This is a genomic window from Lentzea sp. NPDC003310, from assembly GCF_040610935.1.
Taxonomy (GTDB): Bacteria; Actinomycetota; Actinomycetes; order Mycobacteriales; family Pseudonocardiaceae; genus Lentzea.
The window spans coordinates 358451-372005 of the sequence record NZ_JBEXNC010000009.1; the positions used below are offsets into that span (position 1 = coordinate 358451).

General features: G+C 70.6%; 13 protein-coding genes. 9 read left to right on the plus strand and 4 right to left on the minus strand.

Going from position 1 to position 13555, the window contains the following annotated elements:
* Positions 1–62 precede the first annotated feature (62 nt).
* The 4 genes from ABZX02_RS20930 to ABZX02_RS20945 are packed head-to-tail and all read left to right on the plus strand — an operon-like array spanning position 63 to position 1936.
* Positions 63–398, plus strand: coding sequence for a helix-turn-helix transcriptional regulator (locus tag ABZX02_RS20930; RefSeq protein ID WP_355300237.1), 336 nt, complete (start codon positions 63–65; stop codon positions 396–398).
* Positions 383–1060, plus strand: a complete 678-nt coding sequence (locus ABZX02_RS20935) for a permease prefix domain 1-containing protein (RefSeq protein ID WP_355300238.1) — start codon at positions 383–385, stop codon at positions 1058–1060. The genes ABZX02_RS20930 and ABZX02_RS20935 overlap by 16 nt, the downstream gene beginning before the upstream one ends.
* Complete coding sequence (locus ABZX02_RS20940) at positions 1057–1365, plus strand: DivIVA domain-containing protein (RefSeq protein WP_355300239.1); 309 nt, start codon at positions 1057–1059, stop codon at positions 1363–1365. Before ABZX02_RS20935 ends, ABZX02_RS20940 begins: the two co-directional genes overlap by 4 nt.
* Entirely contained in the window at positions 1349–1936 is a 588-nt protein-coding gene (locus ABZX02_RS20945; RefSeq protein ID WP_355300240.1) for a DNA-3-methyladenine glycosylase I, read from the plus strand. Before ABZX02_RS20940 ends, ABZX02_RS20945 begins: the two co-directional genes overlap by 17 nt.
* A 126-nt stretch (positions 1937–2062) precedes the next feature.
* Here ABZX02_RS20945 and ABZX02_RS20950 read toward each other — a convergent pair whose 3' ends face one another.
* Both ABZX02_RS20950 and ABZX02_RS20955 read right to left on the minus strand, forming a co-directional pair.
* Positions 2063–2848 carry an enoyl-CoA hydratase-related protein gene (locus ABZX02_RS20950; protein WP_355300241.1) on the minus strand — a complete coding sequence of 262 codons (786 nt, stop codon included), beginning with the start codon at positions 2846–2848 and terminating at the stop codon, positions 2063–2065.
* 10 nt (positions 2849–2858) lie between these two features.
* Entirely contained in the window at positions 2859–3656 is a 798-nt protein-coding gene (locus ABZX02_RS20955) for a PaaX family transcriptional regulator C-terminal domain-containing protein (RefSeq protein WP_355300242.1), read from the minus strand.
* Positions 3657–3946: 290 nt separating this feature from the next.
* Here ABZX02_RS20955 and ABZX02_RS20960 point away from each other — a divergent pair, with 290 nt between their 5' ends.
* The 3 genes from ABZX02_RS20960 (at position 3947) to ABZX02_RS20970 (ending at position 7367) form a co-directional block, all read left to right on the plus strand.
* Positions 3947–4114, plus strand: coding sequence for a DUF3117 domain-containing protein (locus ABZX02_RS20960; protein ID WP_065914675.1), 168 nt, complete (start codon positions 3947–3949; stop codon positions 4112–4114).
* 119 nt (positions 4115–4233) lie between these two features.
* A complete protein-coding gene (locus tag ABZX02_RS20965) occupies positions 4234–5685 on the plus strand; it encodes a leucyl aminopeptidase (RefSeq protein WP_355300243.1) in 1452 nt (483 codons plus the stop codon).
* Positions 5686–5852: 167 nt separating this feature from the next.
* Complete coding sequence (locus ABZX02_RS20970) at positions 5853–7367, plus strand: hypothetical protein (RefSeq protein ID WP_355300244.1); 1515 nt, start codon at positions 5853–5855, stop codon at positions 7365–7367.
* Here ABZX02_RS20970 and ABZX02_RS20975 read toward each other — a convergent pair.
* A complete protein-coding gene (locus ABZX02_RS20975; RefSeq protein WP_355300245.1) occupies positions 7330–8250 on the minus strand; it encodes a LysR family transcriptional regulator in 921 nt (306 codons plus the stop codon). The two genes, ABZX02_RS20970 and ABZX02_RS20975, sit on opposite strands and share 38 nt — an antisense overlap.
* Before the next feature lie 52 nt (positions 8251–8302).
* On the opposite strand from ABZX02_RS20975, the gene ABZX02_RS20980 reads away from it, so the two are divergent.
* Positions 8303–9547: an MFS transporter gene (locus tag ABZX02_RS20980; RefSeq protein WP_355300246.1), complete on the plus strand. Its 1245-nt coding sequence runs from the start codon at positions 8303–8305 to the stop codon at positions 9545–9547.
* Between the two features lie 1329 nt (positions 9548–10876).
* Here the strand turns inward: ABZX02_RS20980 and glgA are convergent.
* Positions 10877–12028 (minus strand): glycogen synthase, encoded by a 1152-nt coding sequence (gene glgA, locus ABZX02_RS20985; protein WP_355300247.1) that lies wholly within the window; start codon positions 12026–12028, stop codon positions 10877–10879.
* 88 nt (positions 12029–12116) lie between these two features.
* Here glgA and glgC point away from each other — a divergent pair, with 88 nt between their 5' ends.
* Positions 12117–13331 (plus strand): glucose-1-phosphate adenylyltransferase, encoded by a 1215-nt coding sequence (glgC, locus tag ABZX02_RS20990; protein WP_355300248.1) that lies wholly within the window; start codon positions 12117–12119, stop codon positions 13329–13331.
* Positions 13332–13555 lie beyond the last annotated feature (224 nt).

Genomic DNA, 13555 nt, shown 5'->3' on the forward strand with positions numbered 1-13555 from the left:
CTGACCCTGACCGCGGATTTCAGGGACCGCTCCGAGGGCCTCGATCCGTAGACTCGCTACTCATGAAGCCCGACGCGCTCCGCGGCCACCTCGATGCGTTGCTGCTGGCCACGCTCGACGGCGAGCAGCTGCACGGCTACGCAATCATCGAAGCGCTGCAGCAGGGCAGCGGGGGTGCGCTCGACCTCCCGACGGGCACGGTCTACCCGGCGTTGCGCCGCCTCGAACGGGCCGGGCACGTCACCAGCGACTGGAGCACGGTGGGCGGCCGCAAACGCCGCACCTACCGGCTGACGCAGGCCGGGCAGCGGGCCCTGCACGCCGAACGCGCCGCGTGGCGCGAGTTCACGACCGTCATCGACGGGGTCCTGGGAGGTGGCAGGTGGGCGCAGCAGTGATCGAGGAGTACGTGACCGACCTCGGCTCGCGCTTGCAGGGGTCGCGCAAGCAGGTGCGTGACCTGCTCACCGAGACCAGGGACAGCCTCACCGACGCCACCGAGGCGCACGTCGGCAGCGGCCTGAGCGAGCACGAGGCCCAGCGGCGCGCGGTCGAGGAGTTCGGTCCCGTCCGCGAGATCGCCAATGAGTACCAGGCGGAGCTGGCCGTCGCGTACGGCACGCGCACGCTCGTGTGGCTCGCGATCGTGCTGCCGCTGATGCACATGGCGTGGGAGTACGGCCGGATGCTGCTCATCGGGCCGTGGCAGGACTTCGGCGCGATGCCGCCCGCCTGGTACCTGTTCGTCGCCAAGGCCAACGACCTGACGAGCGGCATCGCGTCCGGCGTGGCACTGGTCGCGTTGATCCTCGGCCGAGTCCTCGCCCGCCGGTACGACGCGAAACTGCTGGCCAGGATCGGTGCGGGCGTCGCGCTCGCGGCCGTCGCCGCCGTCCTGCTGGGCAACGTGTCGATCATCCTCGCCACCGCGCACCTCGACCTGGCCCGGCTGGTGCAGTCCCTGCCGATGACCATCGCGAGCCTGATCACCTGGATCGTGATCGTCCGACTCGGTCTGCTCGCTCGCCGCAGCCTGCGCTGTGCCACGATCGTCGCGTGACCAACGCCCTGATCTACCTGATCGTGATGATCGCCGTCGCGGCAGTGGTGTTCCTGCTCGCGGCGTTGGTGTTCGGGCGCGGCGAGGAGCTCGCGCCGCTGCCCCCCGGTGCGTCGCCCACGCGGCTGCCGTCCGACGACATCACCGAGGACGACGTGCGCGACCTGAAGTTCCAGCAGGTCTTCCGCGGCTACAAGATGAGCGAGGTGGACTGGGCGCTGCAGCGGCTCGCGACCGAGGTCGAGACCCTGCGGGCGCGCGTCGCCGAGCTGGAGGACCGGGAGACGAGTGAACACGGCGCCTGAGCCGGTCGTCCGCTGCCCGTGGGGCGACTCGACCCCGGACTACGCCGAGTACCACGACACCGAGTGGGGCGTGGAGCTGCACGGCACGCCGGAGCTCTACGAGCGGATGTCGCTGGAGGCGTTCCAGTCCGGCCTGTCGTGGATCACGATCCTGCGCAAGCGGCCGGCGTTCCGCGCGGCGTTCGGCGACTTCGACCCGGAGGTCGTCGCGACGTTCGGCCCCGCCGACGTCGAACGGCTGATGGCCGACGCGGGCATCGTCCGGAACCGGATGAAGATCGACGCCGCGATCCACAACGCCCGCGTGATCGTGGAGCAGTCCGTCGACCTGGACGCGCTGCTGTGGTCGTTCGCGCCGGTGGGGCACCGGCGGCCTCGGACGTTCGCGGACGTGCCGGCGATCACCGACGAGTCCAAGGCGATGGCCAAGGAACTGAAGAAGCGCGGCTTCAAGTTCCTCGGCCCCACCACGTGCTACGCGCTGATGCAGGCGACCGGGATGGTCGACGACCACATCTCGACGTGCTTCCGCGCCAGGCCGTGTCCCGGAAGTCCCGTCGGGCGGCAGTAGCGGCCGAGGGCCCCGGAGACGACACCGCCGCGACACCCGAATACGCCCGGTATGAGGGCATCGCGGCGGCGCCGTCTCCGGGACTCTCGCCCGCGCCTGCCACCGGACGAACTTCCGGGACACGGCCTACTTCCCGCTGAACTCCGGCGCCCGCTTGTTCACGAACGCGTCCACGGCCTCGCGGTGGTCCTCGGTCGCGCCGCACTCGGCCTGGGTGCGGCGCTCGGCCTCCAGCGCGTCCTCCAGCGTCCCGTCCGCGGCGGCGGCCAGCGCCTCCTTGATCTTCGCGTAGGCCGTCGTCGGCCCCTTGGCGAGCTTCGCGGCCAGCAGGTGCGCGGTCTCCAGCAGTTCGGCGTCGGGCACGACCTGGTTGACCATGCCGACCCGCAACGCCTCCTCGGCGCCGACGGGCTGCGCGAGCAGCATCATCTCCATCGCGCGGCCGTGGCCGATGAGCCGCGGCAACGTGTACGAGGCGCCCGAGTCCGCCGTGAGGCCGACGTTCGCGAAGGCCATCAGGAACTTGGCCGACTGGCCCGCGATGCGCAGGTCGGCGGCGTAGGCGAACGACGCGCCGGCGCCGGCCGCGCTGCCGTTGACCGCGGCGATCACCGGCTTCGGCATGCCGATCAGCTCGCGCACGATCGGGTTGTAGTGCTTCTCGACCGTGTTCAACGGCGCGGGGTCGCCGGCCTGCAGCAACCCGATGTGCTCCTTGAGGTCCTGGCCCGCGCAGAACGCCCGGCCCGCGCCCGTGATCACCACCGCGCGCACCTCCGGGTCCGCCGCCGCCTCCTTCAGCGCGGCGAGGAACGCCTCCTTCAACGTGACCGTGAAGGCGTTGAACGACTCCGGGCGGTTGAACGTGAGCGTGCGCACACCATCGGCGTCGTCGACGAGGAGCTCGGACACTGGACCTCCATCAAGCAGTGGAAACGTTGCGCACCGGCCGCAGGCACTCGTCGACGAAACGACTCGTGCCCGGCGCGAGCCGCAGCGTCTGTTCGTCGAAGAACGACGCTGCCGCGTGCCCCGGCCAGTCCGGTGGCAACAGTTCAGCAGGAAGACCGGGATCGCGGAACAGGAACTTGCGCCACGCGTGCAGCAGCTGTTGTGACGCGGCGAACGCGGCCGCGTCGTCCGTTTCGTCCACAACGGACACCGTCTCGGTCCAGTGCGCGACGAACTCCGCGTAGTCGCGGCCCAGTTCGGCCAGGTCCCACGCCTTCGCCGCGAGCTCGGCGTCGCCACCGTCGTGTGAACCGTGAAAAGTTCGTGCGGCGACCTGCTCGGCGGCCAGCACGTCGGCCAGTTCCGGGGACGGCCGGGGCGCGATCCACGTCACAGGACCGAGGGCGCCGTAGCCGAGCAGCTGCAGCTCCGACGCGAGGTGGTCGCGCGAGTCGCGGCCGGGCAACTCCTCCAGCACCACGACGTGCCAGCGACCGTCCCACGTGGACGGCCCGGTGCGGTAGATGCGGGCGGCGGCCTCGTCGAGACGGCGTTCCCCGCGGGGTGTCATGGCGTATCCGGGCCCGTCAGGGAGCCGTGCGGGCTGCAGCCAGCCCTGCCGGACGGTGCGCGACACGGCCGTGCGGACGGCCGGCGCGGCGAAACCGAGGGGCTCGAGCAACCGGACGAGCGCGGCGATGGTGGCGGCGCCACCGCGGTCGCGGAGGTGGCCGCCGTAGACGTCGAAGAGCGCGGAACGGGCTCGCACCCTGCCCAGTCTGTCACGGTGGGCCGCACGCCGGCGCGACCGCGGCGGTCCGGGCCCGCGGACCTCCCGGCGACGTCACCCGCCGGCGATTCCGGCCCGCCGCGCCCGTCGGTGCCGAAACTGTTGTGAGGTCGTGAGAACAGGTGTTGATCAGGCACAAGTGAAGATCCACAAGTGTCACCCGGACTCGCCAAAAGATCGGTTCGGTTTCGCCCCTGAGTCGCGATAGGGGAGAATGGAGCAGATCCGGCCTGGCCGGACGGGGAAGATGTTGACGGAGGGAGCACGCGATGGCGGCCATGAAGCCCCGGACCGGCGACGGTCCCCTCGAGGTCACCAAGGAGGGACGCGGCATCGTCATGCGCGTGCCGCTCGAGGGTGGTGGGCGCCTTGTCGTCGAGATGTCGGCGGACGAGGCCAGCGCCTTGGGCGACGCGCTGAAGGCCGCCGCCGGCTGAGGCACCCGGCGTAGGAAGCAGTGTCGAGCCCCGGTTTCCACAGTGGAGACCGGGGCATCGCTTCGTTCCCGCCCTGCGGGTGGGCGCCCCGAGCCGTGGGTGAGAATGAACGGTCGTTAATGCGTCAGGGAGGTCCAACCGTGCCGTCGACGGTGCCGTCAGTGCCCACCAAGCTCGTGGACGTCGAGGTGGCCACCACCTCGCGCCGCGGCGTCCCGCAGGTCGTGCTCGCGGCCACCGGACCCGCGCTCGGACCGGGCGGCGACGGCATCGACGTCTCCGACCTGACGGGCAAGGCCGGTGAGGCGGTGCGGCACGACGACGCCTGGACGCTCGGCGTCGGCGCCGGCACCCCGGCCGACCTCCGCGCGGCCGGTGCGAGCCTCGTGCGCGCCCTGGGAGGCGACGACGCCCCCAAGACCGCCGACGTCCTGCTGACCCCGGACTTCGACGCCGCCAAGGTGCGCGCGTTCGTGCTGGGCGCGGCGCTCGGCGGCTACCGGTTCAAGGTCACCGCCGAGGACGCCCCGAAGCGGGTCGGCTCGCTGCGGCTGGTCACGGCCGACACCGGGTTCGAGGAGGTGCTCACGTCGGCCGCGCTGAAGGCCCACGCGCTCGCCGCCGCGACCTCGCTGACCCGCGACCTCGCCAACACCCCGTCCAACGTCAAGGACCCGCGCTGGCTCGCCACGACCGCCGCGAAGCTCGCGGACAAGGTCGACGGGCTCAAGGTCACCGTGCGCGACGAGAAGTGGCTGCAGCAGCAGGGCTTCGGCGGCGTGCTCGCGGTCGGCGGCGGCTCGGCCCGCCCGCCGCGCCTGGTCGAGCTCACCTACGGCACCACTGGCCCGCACATCGTGTTCGTCGGCAAGGGCATCACGTTCGACACGGGCGGCATCTCGGTCAAGCCCGCGGACGGCATGCACCTCATGCGCACCGACATGGCGGGCGGCGCCGCGGTGATCTCCGCGCTGCTCGCCGTGGCGCGGCGGCAGCTGCCGGTCCGGGTGACCGGGCTCGTGCCGTGCGCCGAGAACCACGTCTCCGGCTCGGCGTACCGGCCGGGCGACGTCGTGCGCCACTACGGCGGCGCGACCACCGAGGTCACCAACACCGACGCCGAGGGCCGCATGGTGCTGGCCGACGCGATGGCGTACGCGGTCAAGACCCTGAAGCCCGACCTCCTCGTGGACGTCGCGACGCTGACCGGCGCGATGAAGGTCTCGCTCGGCCTGCGCACGGGTGGCGTGTTCAGCTCGTCCGACGAGCTCGCGGCCGAGGTCGTCGCGGCCGGTGCGAACGTCGGCGAGAAGTGGTGGCGGATGCCGCTGCTGGAGGAGCACGCCGCCGCCGTCTCCAGCGAGATCGCGGACTACCGGCAGTGCCCGCCCGGCCCCGGCGGCATCACCGCGGCGCTGTTCCTGCAGAAGTTCGCGGGCGACGTGCCGTGGGCGCACCTCGACATCGCGGGCCCGGCCCGGTCGGAGAAGGTCTACGACGAGGTCGTCGCGGGCGCCACGGGCTTCGCCGCGCGGACGCTGGTCGAGTTGGCTGAAAAATATTCGCGTTAACCTACGAACGACCGATACGAGACGGCGACGTTCCACGGCATGATGTGAGCTCCTTCACAACGCCGTAGAGGAGCCCGCCCGTGTTACTCCGCCTGGCTGTCGCCGTCTCGTTGGTCATAGCGTCGTTATCGCCCGCCGCAGCCGCTGCGGCGCCGTGGTGGGAACCGGTGTCGCGACCGGCACCGGACTCGCAGATCAACGTGACGGGTGAGCCGTTCAAGGGCACGGACGGCCAGGGCAGGGTGCGCGGGCTCGTCGACGCGCACAACCACCTCATGACGCACGAGGGCTTCGGCGGCAAGCTGATCTGCGGCAAGCCGTTCTCCGAGCAGGGCATCGCGGACGCGCTGAAGGACTGCTCCGAGCACCACCCGGCGGGCCTCGGCGCGATCTTCGAGGCGATCGTGACGGGCGACTTCGACGGCCACGACCCGGTGGGCTGGCCGACGTTCAAGGACTGGCCGTCCTCCACCACGGTGTCGCACCAGCAGAACTACTACGCCTGGCTGGAACGGGCCTGGCGCGGCGGCCAGCGCGTGCTGGTGCAGGACCTGACGAGCAACGCCACGCTGTGCGTCATCCACCCGTTCAAGGACAAGCCCTGCGACGAGATGCAGTCGGTCCGGCTGCAGGCCCAGCGCACCTACGAGCTGCAGGCGTTCATCGACAAGCAGTTCGGCGGCGCGGGCAAGGGCTGGTTCCGCATCGTCACCTCGGCCGAGCAGGCCCGTGACGTGATCACCCAGGGCAAGCTCGCGGTGGTCCTCGGCATCGAGACCTCCGAGATCTTCGGCTGCCGCACGTTCCTCGACCTCCCGCTGTGCAACCGGGACGCCATCGACCGCGGCCTGGACGAGATGTACGCGCTCGGCGTGCGCAGCGCGTTCCTGTGCCACAAGTTCGACAACGCGCTGTGCGGCGTCCGGTTCGACTCGGGCACCCAGGGCGGCGTGATCAACGCGGGCCAGTTCCTGCGCACCGGCCAGTGGTGGCAGACCGAGGTCTGCAAGGGCCCGCAGCAGGACAACCCGATCGGCACCGTCGGCCCGAACGCGCTGATCCCCGCGGGCGTCGTCGCGCCCGCCTACGACCCGGCCAAGCGCTGCAACGTGCGCGGGCTGACCTCGCTCGGCGAGTACGCGGTGCAGGCCATGATGAAGCGGCACATGATGATCGAGATCGACCACATGAGCGTGAAGGCCGCCGGCCGCACGCTGGACCTCGCGGCCGCGGCGCGCTACCCCGGCATCGTGTCGAGCCACAGCTGGATGGACGCGCAGTGGACCGAGAAGGTCTACCAGCTCGGCGGGTTCGTGGCGGGCTACGAGAACAGCCCTGAGGGGTACGTCGCGCAGGCCGCCGCCGCGGAACCGTTGCGGCGCAAGTACGACGTGGGCATCGGGTTCGGCTCCGACTACAACGGCGTGGGCTCGCACCCGGCACCGCAGACCGGCGTGACCTACCCGTTCCGCAGCTTCCCGGACGGCCCGCTGGTCGACCGGCAGCGCACCGGTGAGCGGGTCTGGGACATCAACGTCGACGGCGGCGCGCACATCGGGCTGCTGCCGGACTGGGTCGAGCGCGTCCGCCAGCTCGGCGGCGACCAGCTCGTCCAGGACATGCTGAGCGGTGCCGAGTCGTACCTCAGGACGTGGCAGGGGGTGCAGCGCTGGACGCGCTGACGCCGTGAGTCCTCAGGGCGTGGTCGCGGAAGGCCCGGACGGCGGGTGGCAGCGGGTTGTCCCGCAGCCAGGTGAGCCCGAACGTCCGGCCGCTCCTCGGCGTCAGTGACAGCTCCCGCAGCCCGGGAGGCGGCGCGAACTCGGCGTGGGTGAGCAGTGCCACGCCGAGTCCGTGCGCGACCAGGCCTCGCACGGTCTCGATCTCCTGGCACTCGAAGACGTACCGCGGCGTGACGCCGGCCGCGGCACACATGTCGTCGGTGATCTGGCGCAGGCCGTAGCCCGGCTCCAGGGTGATCAGGTCCTCGTCGGCCAGGTCCTCGATCCGCACGGCCCGGCGGGACTCCAGGCGGTGCCCCTCGTGCACCACGACGATCAGCGGCTGCTCGAACACCACCACGGACTCGAACTCGGGTCCCTCCGGCGGCGGGGCGACCAGCGCGAGGTCGATCTCGCCGCTGCGCAGCTTGTCGACCACGGCCTGGCGGGCGTTCTGGACCAGGCCGAACCGGACGTGCGGGTGCTCGGCGCGGTAGCTGCGGACCAGTTCCGGCACGATCGCCCGCCCGAGCATGTGCAGGAAGCCGAGCACGACCCGGCCCTTCTCCGGGTCGAGTTCCTCCTCGACCTCGCGCAGACCGGGCTCGAGCGCGGCGAGGGACCGCGTCGCGGACTCGGCGAGCAGCCGGCCGACGCGGGTGAGGCGGACCCGGCGGCCCGACCTCGCGAGCAACGGCGCACCGAGCTGCTCGCCGAGCTCGGCGATCCAGCGGCTGACGGTCGGCTGGGGGAGCCCGACCCGTTCTGCGACGCGAGTCACGTGCTCGTCGGCGGCAAGCGCTTTCAGCACCGCCAGCTTCGGGGCCAGGTCTAATTCATCCACGGATTGATTCTGCCGCATTTTCGTATTGGACGTATGGCTTAGCGTCAGAGGCGTGAACAGGTTGACCGCGTCCATCGCCGCCTCGGGGTTCGCGTGCTTCGCGTTGCTCTACACCCCGCAGCCGGTCATGCCGCAGATCGCCGCCGAGTACGGGCTCGGTCCGGGCAGCGCGTCGCTGGCGCTGTCCGCGGCCACGCTGGCGCTCGCGGTCGTCGTGGTGCCGATCGCGATGCTGTCGGAACGGGTCGGCCGGCGTCCGGTGATCGTGGTCAGCGTGCTGGTGGCGGCGCTGCTCGGGCTCGTGCTGCCGTTCGCGCCGAACTACGAGGTCTTCCTGGCCCTGCGAGTGCTGCAGGGCATCGCGGCGGCCGGCGTGCCCGCGGCGTCGATGGCCTACCTCGCCGACGAGCTCGGCAAGGACCGGCTCGGCGCCGCGATGGGCGCGATGATCGCGGGCAACAGCCTCGGCGGCATGTCCGGGCGGATGGTCACCGGCCTCACCTCGGACTGGCTCGGCTGGCGCGGCTCCGTGCTGCTCGCGGGCGCGTTCGGGCTGGTCGCGGCACTGGTCGTGGTGTTCTTCCTGCCCAGGGCCCAGCAGCGGCCGAAGCGGGCGCCCAGCGGCATGCGGGCCGCGCTGCGCGATCCGGTGCTGCTGTCGATGTACGTGGTCGCGGTGCTGCTCGTGGGCACGTTCATCTCGTTCTACAACGTCGCGGGCTTCCAGCTGTCCGGTCCCACGTGGCTCGAGACGCTGGTGTTCCTCTTCTACGGGTTCGGCAGCACCGCGGCCGCCGTGGCGGGCCGGATGGCCGACCGGTTCGGGCGCGGCCGGGTCCTGCTGCTGTGCATCGGCGTGCTGGCGGCCGGCGCCCTGGCGAGCCTCTTGTGGGTGCCGCTGGGTCTCGCGGTCGTCACCGCCGGGTTCTTCGCCGCGCACACCACGGCGAGCGGCTGGGTGGCGGCCCGGGCTCCCGCGCACGCCCGAGGCCAGGCCTCGGGGCTCTACCTCGCCGGGTTCTACGTGGGCAGCAGCATCGGCGGGACGTCCGGAGCCACCGCGTACGAGGAGTGGGGCTGGAGCGGTCTGGTGCTGGTGATCCTCGGCTGGCTCGCGCTGGCGGCGATGCTCGCTCAGAACTCCAGGGCGAGGGTCACCCGCGAGTCGACCGGCGAGATGCTCGTCCTGCCGAGGCGCGGCAGGTCCAGCACCCCGTCCGTCATGCCGACCGAGACCGAGCGGGTGTCCGCCGGGACCTCGACGACGATCGCGAACGGCAGCGGGCCGCCGTCGTAGCGGGCGCCGACCTGCTTGGCGGTCGAGCCGTCCGGCAGCGTGACGGTGATCAGGTCCTTGGTGAGCAGGCCACCGGCGGTGTCGGGGAGGTCGCCGACGGCCTCGACCCGCACCTCCAGCAACGCCTTGTCGGCGCCGGAGATCGTGGCCACGTCGTACTGGCTCTCGCCGAGCTTGACCGGGCGCTGGCGGCCGAGCCGCACGCCGGTGACCTTCATGCCGAGCTCGCGGTCGCCGAAGCGGATCTTCTGCGTCTGCTCCTTGAACTGGCCGGGCGCGGCGGCGCGCTGCAGCACGGCGGGCGGGGTGTCGGTCCGCTTGCCGGACGGGACCTCGACGCGCTGCTCCAGCGACTTGGCGCCGAGCGTGCCGAGCGCGAGGTGCTCGACGCCCTCCTGGGGGTCCGGCACGGTGTAGACGACGAAGACCGAGCCGTTGGCGGGCAGCCGGTCGGCCGGGAGGACCTGGCGCTTGCCGGGGACCTCGAGTGCGAGCTCGGACGGCTGCGGGGCGAACCCCTGCCAGTTCGTGCGGTGGAAACCGCTGTCCGTCTCGTTGAGCTTCTCGACCTTCATCCGGACGACGCGCAGCCGTGAGCCCGCCTCGGCGCGCAGCGTGCCCTCGGAGGTGAACCAGATGTCCGGGTTCGCCCAGCCGGTCACGGTGGTGCCGAGCAGGTCGTCGCGCAGCTTGATGTCGGCCTCGCCGAGGCCGAGGTCGAGGTTGGAGCGCTTGCCGTCGTCGGGCAGCACGGCCAGGAAGTCGCGCCCGGCCGTCAGGTCCTGCTGCTTCGACGGGTCGAACTCCTTGCCGTCGGTGCGCACGAGCGTCCCGCTGGGCGTGCTGCGGTTGCCCTTCTCGGGCACCTGCGGCGACTGCACCTCGTAACGGACCTCGTCATCCGTCTTGGTGACTTCCTTCAGTGGCACGGGCACCCAGTCGGTGCCGGCGCCGGTGCCGGGCACCTGGACCGGCCCGCACCACAGCCGCTTGTCGACCTCGGACTCGAGGCCGGTCTTCGCGAACCAGCAGCTGACCGCGGCGGCCCCGGCCCGTGCCACGTAGCCGTACTCCAGCGTGTAGGCGAGCTGGGCTTCGGCGTTGGACTGCAGCTCAGAGGCATCGGCCAGCTTCTTGCCGTCGATGGTGGGCTGGATCGCGGCCGGCTGGGAGGCGGGAGCTGTGGCACATCCTGTCGCTGCCAGGAGGAGCGTCAGGCCCAGCAGCGCACCACGCACAGTCCTCTTGCCCCTCACCAGTTGAAGCCGAAACGTCACTACTGGTTAAAGGCGGTCCTCACTCGTTGGGGTTGCCCCCGCAGAGTGTGTCTCAGATCACACTGCGGTAGACCTCGACGGTCTGCTCGGCCATCGCGGACCAGGAGAACTCCTGCTCGGCCCGCGCGCGCCCGGCCGTTCCGAAGCGCTGGGCCCGCTCGGGGTCCGTGACGAGTTCGTTGATCGACTCGGCGAGCTGGTGTCGATATGTCGACAAATCACGCTCGTCGTAGTGGACGAGCAGACCCGTCTCGCCGGGCACGACGACCTCGGGGATGCCGCCGACGTCGCTCGCGACGACCGCGGTGCCGCACGCCATCGCCTCCAGGTTCACGATGCCGAGCGGTTCGTAGACCGACGGGCACACGAACACCGTCGAGTGGCTGAGGATCTGCCGGACCTCGGCGGGCTGCAGCATCTTCTGGATCCAGAAGACGCCGGGCCGGTGCTCGGACAGCTCGGCGACCGCCTGCCGGATCTCCTCCGCGATCTCCGGCGTGTCCGGCGCGCCGGCGCACAGCACGATCTGCGCCTCGGGGTCGACGTGGTGCGCGGCGGCCACGAGGTGGCTCAAACCTTTTTGGCGGGTGATCCTTCCCACGAAGGTCACGATCGGCCTCGTGGGATCGATTCCACGGGTCGTCAGGGCGTCCGTTTCGGCCACCGGGTGGTACGCGTTGCTGTCGATGCCGTTGCGCACGACGTGCACCCGCGCGGGGTCGAGAGCGGGGTAGGCGTCGAGCACGTCGGCCCGCATCCCCTCGCTCACGGCGATGACCGCGTCGGCGTGTTCGTACGCCGTGCGCTCCGCCCAGGACGAGATCCGGTACCCGCCGCCGAGCTGCTCGGCCTTCCACGGCCGGCGCGGTTCGAGCGAGTGCGCGGTCACCACGTGGGGGATGCCGTGCAGGAGTTTGCCCAGGTGACCGCCCATGTTGGCGTACCAGGTGTGCGAGTGCACGAGGTTCGCCGAGGAGATCGCCGAGGCCATTTCGAGGTCGACCGCGAGGGTCGAGAGCGCCGCGTTCGCCTGCTCCAGGCTGTGCGGGGCGTTGTGGGCCGTGGCGTCGGATCTGGGCGCACCGAAGCAGTGCACGTCGACATCCACCAGCTCGCGGAGATGAGGCACGAGGAATCCCACGTGCACTCCAGCTCCGCCGTAGACCTCCGGCGGGTACTCCCGTGTCAGCAGCGCAACTCGCACGCACTCACCGTAGATCACTCGCACAGGTGTTGGGACTGGCCACTTTGCGTCTGGTTCGAGAACGATCGCACGGATAGGGTCACATGCTGTGAAGGGGCAGCCGCACGTCCTCGGAATTGTGCTTGCCGGTGGTGAAGGCAAGCGCCTCTGGCCACTGACGGCCGACCGCGCGAAACCGGCTGTGCCCTTCGGGGGCAACTACCGGCTCGTCGACTTCGTCCTGTCGAACCTGGTCAACGCGGGGCTCGCGAAGCTCTGCGTGCTGACGCAGTACAAGTCGCACTCGCTGGACCGCCACATCTCGACGACGTGGCGCCTGTCCAATGTGCTCGGTCAGTACGTGACCCCGGTCCCGGCGCAGCAGCGCCTCGGTCCGCGCTGGTACACGGGCTCGGCGGACGCGATCTTCCAGTCGCTGAACCTCGTCCACGACGAGAAGCCGGACCACGTGGTCATCTTCGGCGCCGACCACGTGTACCGGATGGACCCGGGCCAGATGATCTCGCAGCACATCGAGTCGGGCGCGGCCGTGACCGTGGCCGGCATCCGCGTGCCGCGCAACGAGGCCAAGGCGTTCGGCTGCATCGACAGCGACGCCTCCGGCAAGATCACCCGGTTCCTGGAGAAGCCGTCCGAGCCGCCGCACGTGCCGGACGACCCGGAAGTGACTTTCGCTTCGATGGGCAACTACGTCTTCACGACGGAGGCGTTGCTCGACGCGCTGCGCGGGGACGCGTTGAACCCCGACTCGGACCACGACATGGGTGGCGACATCATCCCCATGCTCGTGGACCGCGGTAAGGCGCACGTCTACGACTTCCAGGACAACGAGGTGCCCGGGGCGACCGATCGGGACCGCGGGTACTGGCGGGACGTGGGGACGATCGACGCCTACTACGACGCGCACATGGACCTCGTGTCCGTTCACCCGATCTTCAACTTGTACAACCAGTTGTGGCCTATTCGGACGGCTACGCCGCCGTTGCCGCCCGCCAAGTTCATCGCCGGGGGGTCTGCCGAGGACTCGATGGTGGGGCCTGGGTCGATCATCTCCGGGAAGATTCACGGGTCGGTGATCTCGTCTGATGTGACTGTGGAGGTCGGGTCTGTGGTGCAGGGGTCTGTGCTGCTGCCTGGGGTGCGGATCGGTAAGGGTGCCGTGGTTCGGCGGGCCATTTTGGACAAGAACGTCGTGGTGCCGGATGGGGCGTTGATCGGGGTGGACGCTCCTATGGATCGGGAGCGGTACACGGTTTCCGCGAGTGGAGTCACGGTCCTCGGCAAGGGCGTTCGGGCTTACTGATCGCGTTGTTTTGTGGGTGGTCGCCTTGCGTGCGGCGACCTTGCGTTGGGTGCTTCCCCTGGGGCTCTGCCCCAGACCCCGGCAATCTGATCAGGTGGTCTGATCAGGTGGTCCGCGCTGTGGGCGGGTTGATGGCACGCCTGTTGCGTAGAGCGGCTGCCCGTTGCTTAGAAGGTTGCGTTGGCGGTGGGGTCCCATCACGAGCCGAGCCAAGAGCGGGCCAC

Excerpts from the sequence above, each read along its gene's own strand:
- ABZX02_RS20930 (WP_355300237.1), top strand. The coding sequence starts at position 63 with ATGAAGCCCGACGCGCTCCGCGGCCACCTCGATGCGTTGCTGCTGGCC.
- ABZX02_RS20960 (WP_065914675.1), top strand. The coding sequence starts at position 3,947 with ATGGCGGCCATGAAGCCCCGGACCGGCGACGGTCCCCTCGAGGTCACC.
- ABZX02_RS20965 (WP_355300243.1), top strand. The coding sequence starts at position 4,234 with ATGCGTCAGGGAGGTCCAACCGTGCCGTCGACGGTGCCGTCAGTGCCC.